This window comes from Alysiella filiformis, assembly GCF_014054525.1.
GTDB classification, from domain to species: Bacteria; Pseudomonadota; Gammaproteobacteria; order Burkholderiales; family Neisseriaceae; genus Simonsiella; species Simonsiella filiformis.
The window spans coordinates 1,749,778-1,767,074 of the sequence record NZ_CP059564.1 but is presented as its reverse complement, the minus strand read 5'-3'; the positions used below and the strand labels follow the sequence as shown (position 1 = coordinate 1,767,074).

General features: G+C 45.8%; 20 protein-coding genes. 15 read left to right on the top strand and 5 right to left on the bottom strand.

Going from position 1 to position 17,297, the window contains the following annotated elements; all coding sequences use genetic code 11:
- Position 1: 1 nt before the first annotated feature.
- Positions 2-1,063 (top strand): histone deacetylase family protein, encoded by a 1,062-nt coding sequence (locus tag H3L97_RS08790; protein ID WP_097113192.1) that lies wholly within the window; start codon positions 2-4, stop codon positions 1,061-1,063.
- 54 nt (positions 1,064-1,117) lie between these two features.
- On the opposite strand, the gene H3L97_RS08785 is transcribed toward H3L97_RS08790, so the two are convergent.
- The gene (locus H3L97_RS08785) at positions 1,118-1,903 is read right to left on the bottom strand and encodes an exodeoxyribonuclease III (protein WP_097113191.1); all 786 of its coding nucleotides are present in this window, start codon (positions 1,901-1,903) and stop codon (positions 1,118-1,120) included.
- Positions 1,904-2,036: 133 nt separating this feature from the next.
- Here H3L97_RS08785 and H3L97_RS08780 point away from each other — a divergent pair, with 133 nt between their 5' ends.
- From H3L97_RS08780 to H3L97_RS08740, 9 genes are all read left to right on the top strand, one after another.
- Positions 2,037-2,606 carry a nucleotidyltransferase family protein gene (locus H3L97_RS08780; protein WP_097113190.1) on the top strand — a complete coding sequence of 190 codons (570 nt, stop codon included), beginning with the start codon at positions 2,037-2,039 and terminating at the stop codon, positions 2,604-2,606.
- Between the two features lie 47 nt (positions 2,607-2,653).
- The gene (locus tag H3L97_RS08775; RefSeq protein WP_097113189.1) at positions 2,654-3,685 is read left to right on the top strand and encodes an FRG domain-containing protein; all 1,032 of its coding nucleotides are present in this window, start codon (positions 2,654-2,656) and stop codon (positions 3,683-3,685) included.
- 49 nt (positions 3,686-3,734) lie between these two features.
- Positions 3,735-4,382: an orotate phosphoribosyltransferase gene (pyrE, locus tag H3L97_RS08770; protein ID WP_097113188.1), complete on the top strand. Its 648-nt coding sequence runs from the start codon at positions 3,735-3,737 to the stop codon at positions 4,380-4,382.
- Positions 4,383-4,502: 120 nt separating this feature from the next.
- A complete protein-coding gene (gene iscR / locus H3L97_RS08765) occupies positions 4,503-4,952 on the top strand; it encodes a Fe-S cluster assembly transcriptional regulator IscR (RefSeq protein ID WP_097113187.1) in 450 nt (149 codons plus the stop codon).
- Between the two features lie 79 nt (positions 4,953-5,031).
- Positions 5,032-6,246, top strand: a complete 1,215-nt coding sequence (locus H3L97_RS08760; protein WP_097113186.1) for an IscS subfamily cysteine desulfurase — start codon at positions 5,032-5,034, stop codon at positions 6,244-6,246.
- A gap of 104 nt (positions 6,247-6,350) precedes the next feature.
- Positions 6,351-6,902 (top strand): hypothetical protein, encoded by a 552-nt coding sequence (locus tag H3L97_RS08755; RefSeq protein WP_097113185.1) that lies wholly within the window; start codon positions 6,351-6,353, stop codon positions 6,900-6,902.
- A 58-nt stretch (positions 6,903-6,960) separates the two neighbouring features.
- Entirely contained in the window at positions 6,961-7,344 is a 384-nt protein-coding gene (gene iscU, locus H3L97_RS08750; protein ID WP_097113184.1) for a Fe-S cluster assembly scaffold IscU, read from the top strand.
- A gap of 74 nt (positions 7,345-7,418) precedes the next feature.
- Complete coding sequence (iscA, locus tag H3L97_RS08745) at positions 7,419-7,739, top strand: iron-sulfur cluster assembly protein IscA (protein WP_097113183.1); 321 nt, start codon at positions 7,419-7,421, stop codon at positions 7,737-7,739.
- Positions 7,740-7,805: 66 nt separating this feature from the next.
- Positions 7,806-8,555: a TatD family hydrolase gene (locus H3L97_RS08740; protein ID WP_097113281.1), complete on the top strand. Its 750-nt coding sequence runs from the start codon at positions 7,806-7,808 to the stop codon at positions 8,553-8,555.
- Positions 8,556-8,616: 61 nt separating this feature from the next.
- Here H3L97_RS08740 and H3L97_RS08735 read toward each other — a convergent pair whose 3' ends face one another.
- A complete protein-coding gene (locus H3L97_RS08735; RefSeq protein ID WP_097113280.1) occupies positions 8,617-9,810 on the bottom strand; it encodes an amino acid aminotransferase in 1,194 nt (397 codons plus the stop codon).
- A gap of 196 nt (positions 9,811-10,006) precedes the next feature.
- Between H3L97_RS08735 and H3L97_RS08730 the strand changes: the two genes are divergently transcribed.
- Genes H3L97_RS08730 through H3L97_RS08720 form a run of 3 tightly spaced genes read left to right on the top strand, consistent with a single transcriptional unit; the run spans position 10,007 to position 12,060 of the window.
- A complete protein-coding gene (locus H3L97_RS08730; RefSeq protein ID WP_097113182.1) occupies positions 10,007-10,720 on the top strand; it encodes an SIMPL domain-containing protein in 714 nt (237 codons plus the stop codon).
- 43 nt (positions 10,721-10,763) lie between these two features.
- Positions 10,764-11,459, top strand: coding sequence for a hypothetical protein (locus H3L97_RS08725; protein ID WP_097113181.1), 696 nt, complete (start codon positions 10,764-10,766; stop codon positions 11,457-11,459).
- Between the two features lie 46 nt (positions 11,460-11,505).
- The gene (locus tag H3L97_RS08720; protein WP_097113180.1) at positions 11,506-12,060 is read left to right on the top strand and encodes a tetratricopeptide repeat protein; all 555 of its coding nucleotides are present in this window, start codon (positions 11,506-11,508) and stop codon (positions 12,058-12,060) included.
- A 69-nt stretch (positions 12,061-12,129) separates the two neighbouring features.
- Here the strand turns inward: H3L97_RS08720 and cysE are convergent, their stop codons facing one another.
- The gene (cysE, locus tag H3L97_RS08715; RefSeq protein ID WP_097113179.1) at positions 12,130-12,939 is read right to left on the bottom strand and encodes a serine O-acetyltransferase; all 810 of its coding nucleotides are present in this window, start codon (positions 12,937-12,939) and stop codon (positions 12,130-12,132) included.
- Between the two features lie 80 nt (positions 12,940-13,019).
- Between cysE and H3L97_RS08710 the strand changes: the two genes are divergently transcribed.
- Together H3L97_RS08710 and H3L97_RS08705 are read left to right on the top strand one after the other, a co-directional pair.
- Entirely contained in the window at positions 13,020-13,373 is a 354-nt protein-coding gene (locus H3L97_RS08710) for an Mth938-like domain-containing protein (protein ID WP_097113178.1), read from the top strand.
- Between the two features lie 133 nt (positions 13,374-13,506).
- On the top strand, positions 13,507-14,934 hold the full coding sequence (locus H3L97_RS08705) for a sodium:proton antiporter (protein WP_097113177.1): 1,428 nt from the start codon (positions 13,507-13,509) through the stop codon (positions 14,932-14,934).
- 61 nt (positions 14,935-14,995) lie between these two features.
- On the opposite strand, the gene thrB is transcribed toward H3L97_RS08705, so the two are convergent.
- Both thrB and pncB read right to left on the bottom strand, forming a co-directional pair.
- Positions 14,996-15,913, bottom strand: a complete 918-nt coding sequence (gene thrB, locus H3L97_RS08700; protein ID WP_097113176.1) for a homoserine kinase — start codon at positions 15,911-15,913, stop codon at positions 14,996-14,998.
- Positions 15,914-16,002: 89 nt separating this feature from the next.
- Positions 16,003-17,199, bottom strand: coding sequence for a nicotinate phosphoribosyltransferase (pncB, locus tag H3L97_RS08695; RefSeq protein ID WP_097113175.1), 1,197 nt, complete (start codon positions 17,197-17,199; stop codon positions 16,003-16,005).
- Positions 17,200-17,297: the final 98 nt, after the last annotated feature.

Here is a 17,297-nt window from a genome sequence, read left to right as displayed (position 1 = left end):
AATGCTGTTTTCTTTTTTAAAACAAATGCTTGCCAAGATTTTGCAATACCCCATTACCCAAGAAACCTTTTTGGCACAATGGCGTTTTGTGAAACGGCGCATTTACCAAATTTTGGGCATGAAAGGGCGCACCGCATTCATTACCGCACCGCATTGTCGCGCCCATTTTATGAACGATTTGCACCCCGAAAGCCCCATGCGCTTGCAAGTCATTGAACAAGCATTGAAAAAAACGCATATTTGGGCGCGTATGCAAAAAATTGTCGCCCCCGAAGTATCAGACGTGCAACTGGCGCGCGTGCATACGAGGCAATATTTGCACAGCTTGGAAAACCAAGTTCCCGAAAACGGCACAGTCAAAATTGCCGAAGACACCTATTTGAGCCGCGACAGTTTACAGGCAGCCCGTTTTGCCGCAGGCGCGGTGGTCAAAGCCGTTGATATGGTCATGAAAAAACACGCCAAAAACGCCTTTTGCGGTGTGCGCCCCCCTGGTCATCACGCCCATGCAAATAAAGCGAGCGGATTTTGTTTCATCAACAATGTCGCGGTGGGTGCCATGCACGCCATTGCCGAATACCGCTTGGCGCGGGTGGCGATTATTGATTTTGACCTGCATCATGGCGATGGCACCGAAGACATTTTCCAAAACGACCCGCGCGTGATGCTGTTGTCGGCATTTGAGTATCCGCTTTATCCATTCAGTGGCGTGGATTACGCAGGTTCAAATCCGCACATCATCAATTCGCCCCTTAAAGCAGGCGATGGCAGCGAAGCGTTTCGTGATTTGGTCAGACAAGTTTGGTTGCCCAAATTGGCGAGCTTTCAACCGCAAATGATTTTGTTGTCGGCAGGATTTGACGCGCACGAAAAAGACGCATTGGGGCATTTGAATTTGCAAGACGATGATTTTGCGTGGCTGACTGAAAAAATCATGTTGGTGGCGCAACGCCATGCACAAGGGCGGATTGTGTCGGTGTTGGAGGGCGGCTACAATTTGAACAGCTTGGCAAGTGGTGTGAAAGCGCATTTGGCGAGTTTGGTCAGCGCAAGTCGGTTTTAGGCTTTTGGTGTGGCTTTGTTTTTGAAAAGCCGTTGCCAAAAGCCCAATCATGGTTTACTTCACAAAATCAAAATCATAGTCCACCACCAAAGGCGCGTGGTCGGAAAATTTTTCATCTTTGTAAACGTGGGCGGCGGTGGCTTTTTGCGCCAAGTTGGGCGTAACCATCTGATAATCAATGCGCCAACCCACATCTTTCGCATAAGCCTGACCGCGATTGCTCCACCAAGTGTAGCCTGCCTGATTGGGGTAGAGCGTGCGCCAAATGTCCACCCAGCCCAGTTTGGCAATCACATTGCCTATCCATTCACGCTCTTCGGGCAGGAAACCTGAATTTTTCAAATTGCCTTTCCAGTTTTTCAAGTCGATGTTTTGGTGGGCAATGTTCCAATCGCCACACACCACCGTATTGCGCCCTTCGGCGTGCAAAGCCGCCAACATGGGGTAAAACACGTCCAAAAAGCGGAATTTGGCTTGCTGGCGTTCTTCCGCGCTGCTGCCTGATGGCAAATACAGGGAAATCACGGTCAAATTCACATCATCAAAATCGGCGCGAACAAAACGCCCTTCGCAGTCAAATTCTGCTACGCCCATGCCGATTTGGACGCGGTCGGGCGTGCGTTTGCTGTAAATTGCCACGCCACTGTAACCGCGTTTTTCGGCACAATGCCACACGCCGTGCATGCCGTGTGGATTTTGCATTTCTGCTGATAAATCTGTTTCTTGTGCTTTCAATTCTTGCACGCAAACAATATCCGCGCCGCTTTGCAAAATGTAGTCGTGGAAATTTTTTTTGTAGGCAGAGCGAATGCCGTTCACATTCGCGGAAATAATACGCATGAAATCAACCTGATTATTTGTTAAAATCAATATTGTAAAGCGTTTCAGGCTGCCTGAAAAATGGGAGGCGATAGATTTTGTTGATGTATCGTACTGTTATTTGCAAAACCGTGCTTTAAATCAAAGAAAAAACATGGAAACACACATTCAAAAAACCGAGCGTTTAATCAAAGAAATCAATCAGATACATTTTCAGTATTCACAAGATTATTTTGAAACAGGCAAAGTGGCGAAAATCAATTTGAGCCACACATTGCCCAAAGTGCCGATTGAACACATTTTGTCATACCGCCTGAATTTGCACGAAGCCATTAACGATTATTTGGCATTTGCCAATACGCGCAACATTGATTTTTTCTATCGCGTGAAAACCGCCGAAAGCATACACGATAAAATCCACCGCTATTTGCAGCGTGAAAACCATTATCCCGTGAACAATATTTTGAACGACATTTTCGGGGCGCGTGTGATTTTGCCGTCTGAAAGCGTGGCGGAAATCATGGCGCATTTGGACAACTGGAAAAACGAATACAGCTTAAAAAACTGGTATTTGCGCGATGTGGACGGCTATATTGGCGTACACGTTTATTTTAAAAACAGCAGCAATTTCTGCTATCCGTGGGAATTGCAAATTTGGGACGAGCGCGATGCCAAAGCCAATATTGTCAATCATCAAAAATACAAACGTGATTTTGTGAAATAATTTTCAGGCAGCCTGAAAAATAATCTTGAATTTAATGGAGAAATAAAATGACAAAACCAGCAAATGAAATTCACAGCGTAAAAGATTTACTGGATATTTTAGATAGATTGGGCGAAGCCGAACACGGTAAAACGCGCTTTTTTCGTGGACATTCCAAATCCAGTTATTTGATGCTGCCGAGTATTTATCGCCAAAGCTACTTGATTAAAAATGAAGATAAAATCATACGCGATGCCATCGTGAATTGTCCCGATGATTTTTCGCCTAATGATACACTTTTTGAAAAACTGGTTAAATTACAACATTATGGTTATACAACGCGATTGCTTGATTTAACATCAAATGCTTTGGTTGCTTTGTATTTTGCTGCCTTATCACAAGAAGCAGAAGATGGGGAGTTGATTATTTTGGATATTCCTGATGAACAAATTAAATATGATGACAGTGATACAGTCGCAGTTTTGTCAGCAATAAGTTTACAAAAGGTAAATTTTTTTGATTTATGTAAATGCCAAGAAGATTCAGACCTTAACTCGATAATGGAAAACTTAAAATTTCTCAAACTTACTCAAGAATTCGCTCAATTTCTAGAAAAAGAGTATGAACAAAACTCAACAGAATTAAACCGCATTCTTAACATAAAAACAGCAGATGAATTTATAAAAAAAATAAATACATATAACAAAAAATTTATTAATGAAAATAAGATTAATGCTTTTAATGAACACCCAATGATATTTCCCTTATTAAATACAATCAGACAAGATAAACCCAACTTTGCACCTAAAATCGAATATACCGATTTTGGTAGGGTTATTCCTGTTCGTGCCAAATTAAATAATGCTCGCATTTCACGTCAACAAGGTTTATTTTTATTATTTGGTATTAATGGTAAAAAAGTTAATCCAGCCAATGTGCCTGATGAATGGTTACGCAAAGTGAATAAGCAACAAATCATCATTAAAAATAAAAAACAAATTATGAAAGAACTGAAATCTTTTGGTATCAGTAAACAAACTTTATTCCCTGAATTGGAAAGCCAAGCACAAGAAATTATGGCGCAATACAAGCCAAAATAATTTTCAGGCAGCCTGAAACCCCATTCCCCCAAAAAACAAGGAAAACAACATGAGCAACTTCCGTCAAGATTTCCTGAATTTCGCCTTGCAACAAAATGTGCTGAAATTCGGCGAATTTACCACCAAAGCAGGTCGCCAATCGCCCTATTTTTTCAATGCGGGTTTGTTTAACGATGGCGCGTCCACGCTCAAATTGGCGCGTTTCTACGCCCAAGCGATTTTGGAAAGCAAAGTGCAATTTGATATGCTCTTTGGACCTGCCTACAAAGGCATCATTTTGGCTGCCGCCACCGCCATGATGTTGGCAGAACAAGGCGTGAACGTGCCGTTTGCCTACAACCGCAAAGAAGCCAAAGACCATGGCGAAGGCGGTGTGTTGGTCGGTGCGCCCTTGCAAGGTCGCGTGTTGATTATTGATGATGTGATTTCGGCTGGCACTTCGGTGCGCGAAAGCGTGAAGTTGATTGAGCAAGCAGGCGCGACACCAGCCGCCGTAGCCATTGCGCTTGACCGCATGGAAAAAGGCACAGGCGAACTTTCTGCCGTGCAAGAAGTGCAACAACAATACGGTTTGCCCGTGGTGGCGATTGCCAATTTGTTGGATTTGTTTGCCTTATTGGAACAAAACCAAAGCGCGGACTTGACACAATTTATTGAGCCGATGAAAGCCTATCGCGCCCAATATGGCGTGGCATGATTTTCAGGCTGCCTGAAACGGATTTAGCGTTTATCTATTTGGATTATTGAACAATTAAACTTGACTAAAATACTGGGGTATTGCACAATTCGCGCCACACAAAAATGGAGCAGCCTCAATATGCGTCTTACCACCAAAGGTCGTTTTGCCGTTACCGCCATGCTGGATTTGGCAATGAATGCCAATCATCATGCCGTGAAACTCAACGCCATCAGCGAGCGACAAAACATCTCCCTTTCCTATTTGGAACAACTGTTTAGCAAGTTGCGCCGTGCAGGTTTGGTGGAAAGCATACGCGGACCTGGTGGCGGCTACATTTTGGGCAAACCGCTTGATGAAATCAACATCGCCCAAATCATTGAAGCAGCCGAAGACCAACTTGATGCCACCGTTTGCAAAGGCAAAGCAAATTGTCAAAGTGGCGCACCGTGTCTCACGCACCATTTGTGGGAAAATTTGAACTATGCCATTTACGATTATTTAAGTGGCGTAACCTTGGCAAGCCTTTTGGCAGAAATGCCGCCCGAGCCACACAGCCAAGTTGTGAAATTCACGCACATTCATGTGTAAAAAAAAACCGTTTCAGGCAGCCTGAAAGCCCCTTTTTCATTACTTTTTTGATAAAAACACCACTTCAAGGACAGAGACCATGACCATCAAAACCCCCATCTATTTGGATTACGCAGCGACCACCCCCGTTGATAAACGCGTGTTGGACAAAATGATTCCCTATTTGACCGAACACTTTGGCAACCCCGCGTCCAACGGACACCCATTTGGCTGGACAGCCGAAGAAGCAGTAGAAAACGCGCGTAACGAAGTTGCCAAATTGATTAACGCCGACCCCAAAGAAATCGTGTGGACAAGCGGCGCAACCGAATCCAACAACTTGGCAATCAAAGGCGCAGCGCAATTTTACAAAACCAAAGGCAAACACCTGATTACCGTGAAAACCGAACACAAAGCCACTTTGGACACCATGCGCGAATTGGAGCGTCAAGGCTTTGAAGTAACCTATTTGGACGTGCAAGAAAACGGCTTGATTGATTTGGACGTGTTGAAAGCAGCCGTTCGCCCCGACACCATTTTGATTTCCGTGATGTGGGTCAATAACGAAATTGGCGTGATTCAAGACATTCCAGCCATTGGTGCGTTCTGCCGCGAAAACAAAATCATTTTCCACGTTGATGCCGCCCAAGCCTGTGGCAAAACGCCTGTTGATGTGGAAGCCGCGCAAGTGGATTTGTTGTCCATGTCTGCCCACAAAATCTATGGACCCAAAGGCATTGGCGCATTGTACGTTCGCCGCAAACCGCGCGTTCGCTTGGAAGCGCAAATGCACGGTGGCGGTCATGAACGCGGTTTCCGCTCTGGCACTTTGCCCACGCACCAAATTGTCGGCATGGGCGAAGCCTTCCGCATTGCGCGTGAAGAATTGGAACAAGACATTGCCCACGCCTTGAAATTGCGCGAAATTTTCTTGAAAGGCATTGAAGGCATTGAAGAAGTGTACATCAATGGCGATATGGCGAACCGCGTTGCCACCAATTTGAACGTGAGCTTTAACTACGTTGAGGGCGAAAGCCTGATTATGGCGGTAAAAGAAATCGCGGTATCAAGCGGTTCGGCTTGTACTTCCGCCAGCTTGGAGCCAAGCTACGTTTTGCGTGCTTTGGGTCGCAATGACGAATTGGCGCACAGCTCTTTGCGCGTAACCTTCGGTCGCATGACCACAGAAGAAGAAGTGGCTTACGCGGCTGAATTGATTAAAGCCAAAATCGGCAAATTGCGCGATTTGTCGCCTTTGTGGGAAATGTTTAAAGACGGCATTGATTTGAGCAAAGTGGAGTGGGTGGAACACTAATTCCATTTTAATTTGAGTTTTCAGGCTGCTTGAAAGGGGTGAAATGGCGGTTTCAGCAGGCAGCCTGAAAAATAATTTATTAATTTAATTAAGGCGTAAGAAAAATGGAACAACAATTGATTGATTTAGGTATCAGATTGGCTGAGGCATTAGCAAAAAATACGGCTAGTGCAGTTGCAACGAAAATCAAACTAATTAAAACCAAAGAAGATGATAAAGAGAGAATTAATGAATTAGAAGAAATCATTCAAGAACTAATTTCTGATAAGAATGAATTAACTCAAATTGCACAAGCATATCAACAAGAATTATCAGCTCAAAAAATAAGTGAAGCTGAATTAAATTATATTACAGAAAGCTTTATACCAAAATTACAAGAATTTATTCAAGCTAGTGGTAATAATCAAGAATTGATGAATGCCATGAGTATACTTGCTCCATTAGTATCAAAAGAAACTTTAACCATTTTTCAACTTTTAGGCTTTAATTTCAAAAAAGCAATAGGCGAACCCTTAACAGAAGTGGTTCAACAAATGATTTTAACCAAATTACCTCCTAATGCAGAAATGCAAAAAATGCAGTTAGAAGTACAATTAGAAACAGTAAAAGCTTTACGTAACAATCCAAAATTGATAACAAAATTGGGAAATCAGTAACTAAAAACAACATTTTCAACAAAACCCCTTTATTAACAACACACAAGGAACTTAAATCATGGCATACAGCGATAAAGTGATTGACCACTACGAAAACCCACGCAACGTAGGCTCGTTCAACAAAGACGACCAAGACGTAGGTACAGGCATGGTGGGTGCGCCCGCTTGCGGCGACGTGATGAAATTGCAAATCAAAGTGAACGCGCAAGGCATCATTGAAGACGCGAAATTCAAAACCTACGGCTGCGGTTCAGCAATCGCCTCTTCCAGCTTAATTACCGAAATGGTTAAAGGCAAAAGCTTGGACGAAGCCTTGGCAATTAAAAACAGCGACATCGCTGCCGAATTGGAATTGCCACCTGTAAAAGTGCATTGCTCTTTGTTGGCAGAAGACGCGGTTAAAGCCGCGATTGAAGATTATCGCCAAAAACAAGCAGCGTAATTTTTCAGGCTGCCTGAAAAAACCTCTCAGGCAGCCTGAAAGCGATTTAAATCGGTCAAATCAAAGGAAAAATCATGATTACCATTACCCAAAACGCGGCAAATCACATCAGCAATTTTCTCGCCAAACGCGGTAAAGGCGAAGGCATTCGCTTGGGTGTAAAAACAAGCGGCTGCTCGGGCATGGCGTACACCATGGAATTTGTGGACGACATTCAAGCCGATGACTTGGTGTTTGAAGAATTGGGCGTGAAAATTTTCATAGACCCCAAATCCCACGTTTACCTAGACGGCACGCGCGTGGATTACACCAAAGAAGGCTTACAAGAAGGCTTTAAATTTGACAACCCCAATGTGAAAGAAAGTTGCGGTTGTGGCGAAAGTTTCCATGTGTAAAATGCCAATGATGTCAACCCCATTGCCAGTTCATTTTGAGCTGGCAATTTTTTGGGCAAATTTTTGATGAAAAAACCCGTATTCACCGACACACATTGCCATTTGGCAGAACCGATTTTGCGTTGCAGGCTGCCTGAAATCGTGGCGCAAGCGGCAGAACAAGGCGTGGCACAATTTATCGTACCCGCCATCACGCCAAACGATTGGCAAACCCTGTTGGCATGGCAAACGCAGCCTGAAATTCACGCGCTGGCTTTGGGCGTACACCCTTGGTTTTGTGAGACTTATTCGCCACAAAGCCATGCAGATTTGGCGCAACATTTGCACGATAATCCGAGCTTGTGGGTGGGCGAAATTGGCTTGGATTTTCATCACACAGAGTTGCGTGAACCGCAAATGGCGGTTTTTCAGCAACAGCTTGATTTGGCAAAACAATATTCGCGCCCCATTATTGCCCACAACGTGAAATCTTTGGACACTTTCACACAAATCATCAAGCAAAAACGTTTTAAATGCGGTGGCATTGCCCATGCCTTTTCAGGCAGCCTTGAACAAGCCAAAATATTGATTCAAATGGGATTCAAAATTGGCATAGGCACTTTGTTGCTCAATCCCAATGCCAAAAAAACCCGCGCCGCCGCCCAATTTTTGCCGATTGAACATTTGCTGATTGAAACCGACAGCCCATTTTGGCGTGGCAGCAATCAAGCCACCCCCGTTTTGTTGGCGCAAATTGCACAAGAGTTGGCAAATTTACGCGGTATGGATTTGGCAGATTTGGCAGCGATTTTGGCAGAAAATTTGGCTGAAATGTAATCAGGATTTTCGTTAAAAAACAAAGGGGTGGATAAGCAATCCACCCCATTATTTTTATGAATTACAGTACTTTAACAATGCTTTCACACAAATAGCGAATATTGTCATCGGTCATGCCTGCCACGTTAATGCGACCCGAGCGCACCGCATAAATGGCAAATTCATCACGCAATCTGTCTACTTGCTCGGCGGTTAAGCCACTGAATGAGAACATACCATTTTGTTTCACAATAAAATCAAAATCTTGTGTTGCACCACATTCTTTGAGCGTGTCCACAAATTTTTGGCGCATGGTTTTGATGCGTTCGCGCATTTCGTCCAATTCGTCAGTCCATTGTGCTTTTAAATCAGGGTCTTGCAGCACCAGTGCAACGGTGCTTGCGCCGTGTGATGCGGGGTTGGAATAAATCGTGCGGATAATCGATTTGGCTTGGCTGAATGCGCGATTGGCAATTTCGGCATTGTCGGCAACCAATGTGAATGCGCCCACGCGCTCGTTGTACAAACCGAAGTTTTTGGAGTAGGAGCTGGCAATCAGCAATTCGCGGTTCAGTTTGGCAAAGGCGCGTAAGCCGTAAGCGTCTTCTTCCAAACCGTTGGCAAAGCCTTGATAGGCAAAGTCAAACAGGGGCAGCCAGCCTTTTTCTGCTGCCATGTTTGCCAAAATGTCCCATTGTTCGGGGGTGGGGTCTATGCCTGTTGGGTTGTGGCAGCAGCCGTGCAACAACACCACATCGCCTTGTTTGGCTTGTGATAAATCGGCAATTAAGCCGTCCCAATCCAAGCTGTGGGTGTTTTTGTCGTAGTAGCGATAATCGCGTACTTCCATGCCCACTGCCTGAAAAATGGCATTGTGGTTGGGCCAAGTGGGGTTGGAAATCCACACGGTTTGGGCTTGAACTTGGCGTTTGGCAAATTCGGCGGCAATGCGCAATGCGCCTGTGCCACCCAAACTTTGTGCGGTTTTGGCGCGTTGGTTGGCGATGATTTCGTGGTTTTCGCCAAACAACATGGCTTGGGTGGCGGCATTGTAGGCTGCCACGCCGTCAATGGTCAGGTAGTTTTTGGTTTTTTCTTCTGCCAGCAAGCGCGTTTCTGCGGCTTTGACGGCACGGGGAATGGGCGTTTCGCCCTGTGCATTTTTGTAAATGCCAATGCCCAAGTTCACTTTTTCGGGGCGGGTTTCGGCTTTGAATGCTTCGCCCAAGCCCAAAATGGGGTCGGCAGGGGCGGCTTGAATTTTGTCAAAAAACATGATGTTTGCTTTCAAAATGAAGTTGGAGGCGTAAGAACCTGTGTTCATCATCTTAAATGAAGTCATCAATCTTGTAAACATGGGTTCTAAAAGGGAAATGGCATCGCCAAATCATTTTGGCTGCCTGAAAACAAGCAAATCTTTTATAATTCGGCTTTTTTAAACTGTTTCAATTTTAATTTGTGGGAGTAAAAACATGAAAAAATGGTTTTTGAGTGTGGCTTTGGTTATGGTCAGCTTGTCGGCTTATGCTGAAAATGCCTTGCATTACAATATTTTGGAATTTCAAGAACGTGCGAATGTGTCGGTTGCCAACGACACCATGCACATGACTTTGGTGGTGCAGGAGCAACACGCCAACCGCTTAACCGCCACGCAAAATGCCACGCGCAAATTGAACGCTTTGCAAAATAAATTGAAAAAATACAGTCAGGTAAAAGTGGAGCAGGGCAGCCGCAATGTTTATCCGCAACGCAACAGCAAAAACCAAATCACGCATTGGCAAGATACGGTGTCGCTGAACATCAAAAGCACGGATTTTGAGGCAATGAGCCAAATCATTGCGGACAGTGAGCAAGAGGCAATGTTGCGTGGTGTGTATTTCAGCGTGTCGCCCGAAAAACGGATTAAGGCGGTGGAGCAAGCCAGCGAACAGGCACTCAACGCGATTAAGCAACGTGCGGATTTCATTAGCAAAAAATTGGGCTTTTCGGGCTACACGTTTGTTAAAGTGGAATTGAACGACAGTTTTGAACAAAATCAACGTTTTGCCAAATCGTCTTATGATTTGCCTGTTGCGCCCATGGTGGCGATGAGCATGTCTGTCGATAGCCGTATGCCCATTGATGAGCAACAGGCTGGCGAAGCGGAAATCAGTCAAAGTGTGCGCGTGTCCATTCAAATGAAGTGAGGGGGCGGTGTCAGGCTGCCTGAAATCAACATAAAGGAAACCGATGATTAATTTATACAAAGTTTTGCATTTGTCGCCCTATGCCAGCGAAAGTGAAATTCGCCTTGCGCTGCAAGAAATGGAAACGAGCTTGAACGAACGCACGATTAAAGCGGTGTACGAATGGCTGTTGGTGGATTCGGTGCGGGCGCGTTATGACATGAAATTGCGCGAAACCTATCCCGATTATTTTGCTCAATTTCGTGTGCCTGTGGCACAAAACGGTGGCAATTTTGCGAAAAAACAGGTGGGTTCGAGCCGAAAAGTGGTCAAACACCAAACGCTTGCCCAGCAATATGTTTATCCACGCGCTGATGTGCCTGAATTGTGGAATCCGAATGCGGCGGTAAATTGGTGCATTGTGTTTAATGTGGTGTTTGGTGCGGTGATTCATGCTTTGAATTGGTCGGAATTGGGCGAAGATGATTTGGCGCAGTCTAATTGGATTGTGGCTGGCATAGGTTTTTGTTTGATTTTGTGTGCGATGGTGTTCAGTCCTGTATTTAGTTTTTTGAATTTCGTGTTGTTGATTGTCTGGTATTTTGCGCTGGCGAAAAAGCAGGCTGCCTACATCAAAAAAGAATTGCGCGGACAATATCAGAAAAAAGGTTGGGGCATACCGATGGGCATCACCATTTTGGTGGGGCTTGGCTTGATTTTGTTGCTGATTGTTTTATCGGCTTTGGTAAAATCGGCTTGAAACTGGGCAGCCTGAAAAATCATTCTTTAAATAAACGGATTGAAATATGAAAAAATATTTATTGGCGTGTGCAATGATGTGCGCTTGGCAAACGGTTTTGGCTGCGCCCTCTGCGCCAAATCAGGCGATTTATGCCCAAGCTGCTGCTGCCGCCAACAAGCAGGATTACGCCACCGCTTTGAAATTGTTGCGCCCTTTGGCAAACAGGGGCGATGCCACCGCGCAAAACAATTTGGGCGTGATGTATGAAGACGGCATGGGCGTGAAACAGGATTTGAAACAGGCTTTGCATTGGTACAAAAAAGCCGCCCAGCAGGGTGTGGCAGACGCGCAATTCAGCGTGGGTTTGTTTTACGCGCAAGGTAAAGGCACAAAAGCGGATTTGGTTCAGGCTGCCAAATGGTATGAATTGGCGGCAAAACAAGGTCATGCTGACGCGCAAAACAATTTGGCAGCACGTTATGCCACTGGCACGGGTGTGCAACGCAATCTGTTTCAAGCCAAATATTGGTATGGCATGGCGGTGCGTCATGGACACCCCACTGCCGCCGCCACTTTGCGCGAATTACAACGCCAAGAACAGTTGGGCAACATCAAATAGGGTTTCAGGCAGCCTGAAATGTTTTTTGAAACACGAATTTTTGTCGCGTATTTTCAGGCAGCCTGAAACTCAAATCACAAAATTAAAATCATCGCATTCGCTGAAATCCTGTTTCATTTCATCGGCAGGTTTGCTTTGTGCCGACACGCCCACCACTTTGGCAGGCACGCCCACTGCCGTGCTGCACGGGGGAATGTCGCGCACCACCACGCTGCCTGCACCGATTTTGGCGTTTGCCCCAATGCGAATGTTGCCCAAAATGGACGCATTTGCCCCTATCATCACACCATTGCCGATTTTTGGGTGGCGGTCGCCGGATTCTTTGCCCGAACCGCCCAGCGTTACGCCATGCAAAATGGAAATGTCATTGCCCAACACGGCGGTTTCGCCAATGACCACGCCTGTGCCGTGGTCTATCATGATGCCGCAGCCGAATTTTGCCGCAGGGTGAATGTCCACACCAAACACTTCCGACACGCGATTTTGCAAAAAATACGATAAGGTGGTGCGCCCCTGTTGCCACAGCCAATGGTTGATGCGGTGCGCTTGAATCGCATGAAAACCCTTAAAATACAACAAGGGCAAACAATATTGGTCGCAAGCAGGGTCGCGGTTGTAATAAGCCATAATGTCGGCTTGCACCGCTTTTTCCAACGATTCATCGGCAGTTAAGGCTTCGGCGAACACTTCGTACAAAGACCGCGAATCCATCACGCTGTTGGACAATTTGCTGGACAAATGAAATGCCAACACACGCGCCAAACTGTTGTGGCGCAACACGGTTAAATGCAAAAAGCTGGCAAGCATGGGTTCTTGGTGGGCAGATTGGGCGACTTCATCGCGTATGGTCTGCCACAAATTGAATGAGTTGGGGTTCATTTTGTAAACTTGGGTTAATTTGTGAAAGCCGCTACTATACCGAAAAAGCCTGCCTGAAACCATTTTTTAAAGGGAAAAACATGAATTTTGAAGAACACACCACCCACACCCCCACATATTATGGCGACCATTTTCAATTTGGCGAACAGATATTCAGGCAGCCCATCGTGTTTGGCAACGACACCGTGCAAACGCTGCCTGAAAAACCATGGCAAGATTGGCACAGCCACGATTTTCAGGCAGCCATCGGTGCAGGCGCAAACCTGATTTTGCTGGGTACAGGCAAACAACAGCACTTTCTCGCCGCCGAAATCAGGGCAGAACTGAGCGCACAAGGCGCAAGCGTAGAGTGCATGAACACCGCCGCAGCTTGCCGCACACTCATGCTTTTGCACAGCGAAGGGCGCAAAGTTTGGGCATATCTTTTTTTGTAAAGAAGGCAAATGAACCCACCATCAACACGCGCAAGTTTCATAGACAAGGCGCGTGTTTTTGATTATATTTAGTCATCATATTCAGGCGACTTGTTTGTCTGGTTCATTAACCACTCAACAAAAAGGAAACATAATGCGCTTTAAAGCCGCCTTTCTTGTAGCACTTTGTGCTTTTCCCAGTTTATCCCACGCTGCCGCTTTTAATGGGGCAGAATTGAGTTTGTGGTGGGGTTTGCCTTTTGCGCTTATCTTATTGTCTATTGCCACAGGACCTTTGTTTTTTGCCCATACTTGGCATCATCACTATGGCAAAATCACCGCTTTGTGGACGGTCTTGTTTTTATTGCCATTCACATTTGCCTTTGGTTGGGGCGAAAGCGTGCATTTAATCGCACACGCTTTGGTGGGCGAATACATTCCCTTTATTTTATTGCTGTTGGCTTTGTACACCATTTCAGGGGGGATTTTGGTGTGGGGCAATTTGCACGGTTCAGCCAAACTGAATACAGGCATTTTGGCGATTGGCACTTTGCTCTCGTCCATTATGGGGACAACAGGGGCAGCCATGTTGTTGATACGCCCCCTGCTTAAAGCCAACGACAACCGCAAACACAATGTGCATGTGGTGGTGTTTTTCATCTTTTTGGTGGCAAACATTGGTGGTGGCTTAACCCCATTGGGCGACCCCCCCTTGTTTTTGGGCTTTTTAAAGGGCGTGGATTTCATGTGGACGGTCAAAAACATGATGTTGCCCGTGTTGTTCAGCAGCGTGGTGTTGCTGGTGCTGTTTTATTTGCTGGACAGCCACTATTTCAAGCAGCCTGACGAAATTTTGCCACGCGACCCCAGCCCCGATGCCCCCGAAAAACTCAAAATCATGGGCAAATGGAATTTTGCATTATTGGCTGGTGTCATTGGCGCGGTGTTGTTGTCGGGCATGTGGAAACCGAATCATGCGGGATTTGACGTGTTTGGCACACCCTATTTGTTGCAAAATGCGGTGCGCGATGGCATTTTGTTGATTTTGACCGTGTTGTCTTTAAAAATCACCGCCAAGCCGATACGCGCAGGCAACGAATTCAACTGGGAACCGATTGCCGAAGTGGGCAAATTGTTTTTGGGCATATTCATTACCATTTCGCCCGTGTTGGCGATTTTACAGGCAGGCAGCCAAGGCGCATTTGCATCGCTTATCGCGTGGGTACACGATGCCAACGGCACGCCCATCAACACCATGTATTTTTGGGTAACGGGATTGTTGTCGGCATTTTTGGACAATGCGCCCACTTATTTGGTGTTTTTCAATATGGCAGGGGGCGATGCGTCTGCTTTGATGGTTGAGCCGTTGTTTCACACTTTGCTTGCCATTTCAATGGGTTCGGTGTTTATGGGGGCATTGAGCTACATCGGCAACGCACCCAATTTTATGGTTAAAGCCATTGCCGAACAACGCAAAGTTGCCATGCCCAGCTTTTTTGCTTATTTGCTGTGGTCGTTTGGGATTTTGGTGCCGTTGTTTGTGGTGCAAACTTTGATTTTCTTTGTATTCAAAATCGTGTAAACGCGAAAAAGGCAGCCTGAAAAACACATTCAGGCTGCCTTTTTTAATTTGGTTTACCCCATTAGCGGAAAGTCAGCAATAAATCGCGAAAGGCATTGGGGTCTTTAATGAAGGTCAATTCGCCTTCGGCAGGAAAATGGTAGTCCAACAAACGCGACACCCAAAAACGCACACACCCTGCACGATGGGCAATGGGCAAATAATCACGTTCCGCCACCGTGAGCGGACGCACACTCTGATAACCGCGCATAAAAGCCGCTTGTAAATTGCCGTCCAAAGTGTGATTGGCGTGCCGCGCCCAATCGTTTACCGCAATGGCAATGTCGTACACAAAGCTGCCTTGACATGCATAATAAAAATCAATAAAACCCGCCACTTTTTCGCCGTCCAGCAACACATTGTCTTTAAACAAATCGGCGTGAATGATGCCGCTTGGTAAAGTGTCATCGGGGTTTTGCGCCAAAAATGCGATTTCATTTTGCAATAATTGCGCGTCATCGTCTGCCAAATGTGGCAGCAATTTCAGGCAGCTTTGCGTCCACCATTCGGTGTGGCGCGGATTGGGCATGGTTTGGGCAAACGATAAGCTGGCAAGGTGCATTTTTGCCAACATTTCGCCCACGGCAAAACATTGTTGTTCGGTGGGGAATGCGGTGTCGCGCCCTGTTAATTTGCTGACAATGCAAGCGGGTTTGCCTGCCACTTGGGTGTGCAATTTGCCCGATTTTTGCGCGATGGGGGCAGGGCAAGCCACACCGTTTTCACTCAAATGTTGTTTCAACTGCAAATAAAAGGGCAATTCGTGTTCGTGTAGGGCTTCAAACACGGTTAAAACGTAAGTGCCTGTGCTGGTATGCAAAAAGAAATTGCTGTTGGTAATGCCTTGGGCAATGCCTTGCAGAGATTGAAATTCGCCAATGGCATAATGCGTGAGCAAATCGCGCATTTCATCATCGCTGACTTTGGTGTAAACGGACATGGTTTGCTGCCTGAAATGAAGTTGAAAAGAAAGATGTTTTATCAGAAAAATCAGGCAGCTTTTGTGTTTTCAGGCTGCCTGAAAGACCATTATTCAATTTGAAAAACCTGACGCAAATACGCCAAAAACGTGTTGTTGGTGGTCATGGTTTTGCCTTGCGTATCGGAAATTTTGGCAACCGATTGCCCATTGCATTCCACCAATTTCAACACAATGTGCAAAGTTTCCTGCCCCATATCGTTGGTTAAATTGGTGCCTATGCCAAAGCTGGTTTTGAATCGCCCTTTAAAATATTGGTGCAAATCCCACGCCTTTTCCAAATCCAAGCCATCGGAAAACGTGAGCATTTTGGTGCGGCTGTCAATTTTCAATTTTTGATAATGGGCATAGGCTTTGTCGCCCCAAATGTAGGGGTCGCCGCTATCGTGGCGCAAGCCGTCAAACAATTTGGCAAAATACAAATCAAAATCGCGCAAAAATGCGTCCATGCCCACCACATCGGTCAGCGCAATGCCCAAATCGCCACGGTATTCATCTACCCAAGATTGCAAAGCCGCTTTTTGGAAATCGCGCAAACGCACCCCCAAGCCTTGAAATGCTTGCAAAAATTCGTGAGCCATCGTGCCAATGGGCGTGATGCCCAATTTTTTCGCCAAATAAACATTGCTTGTGCCACGAAACACATCGGGCGCGGCTGCCTGTAAACTTTGCACCACATATTCGTGCCATTGGCGATTGTAGCGGCGGCGCGTGCCAAAATCCGACACCAAAAACGGTGGGTCATCGGGGTGTTGGCGCATTGCCAGCTTTTTGATAAATTGGCATTTTTCTTGCAATCGGCGTTCGCCCTCTTGCAAAACGGCTGGGGTTTCCAAACGGCGGAAATACAGCTCGTTCACAATCGCCAACACATAAATCTCAAAAAACATGGCTTGAATCATGGGGCCTTCAATGCGAATATTCAGCCTGCCTTTTTCATCGCCCCACACTTGAACAAAACGGCGTTTGAGTTGAAACAGTTCCAAATAATCCACAAAATCGGTTTTGATAAAACGCAATCCGCGCAAATAAGCCAACTCGTCTGCCTGAAAACGCAACTGGCACAAAGCGTCCAATTCACGTTCAAATTCGGCTTGAATATCGGCAAGGGGATAGGCGGTTTCGTTGCGGCAACGAAATTCGTACACACCATGCGTTTCGGGAAATTGGTGCAACACCACTTGCAGCATGGTAAATTTGTACAAATCGGTGTCCAGCAATGAGCGGATAATGGGTTGGCGATTCATGGTTTCAAACCTTTGCCTTGCAAAAGGGTAATTAAAGCAGTTTTTGCGCCAATGTGCCACATTTTCGTTTGATAAAAAGGCTGCCTGAAAGGGTGCAT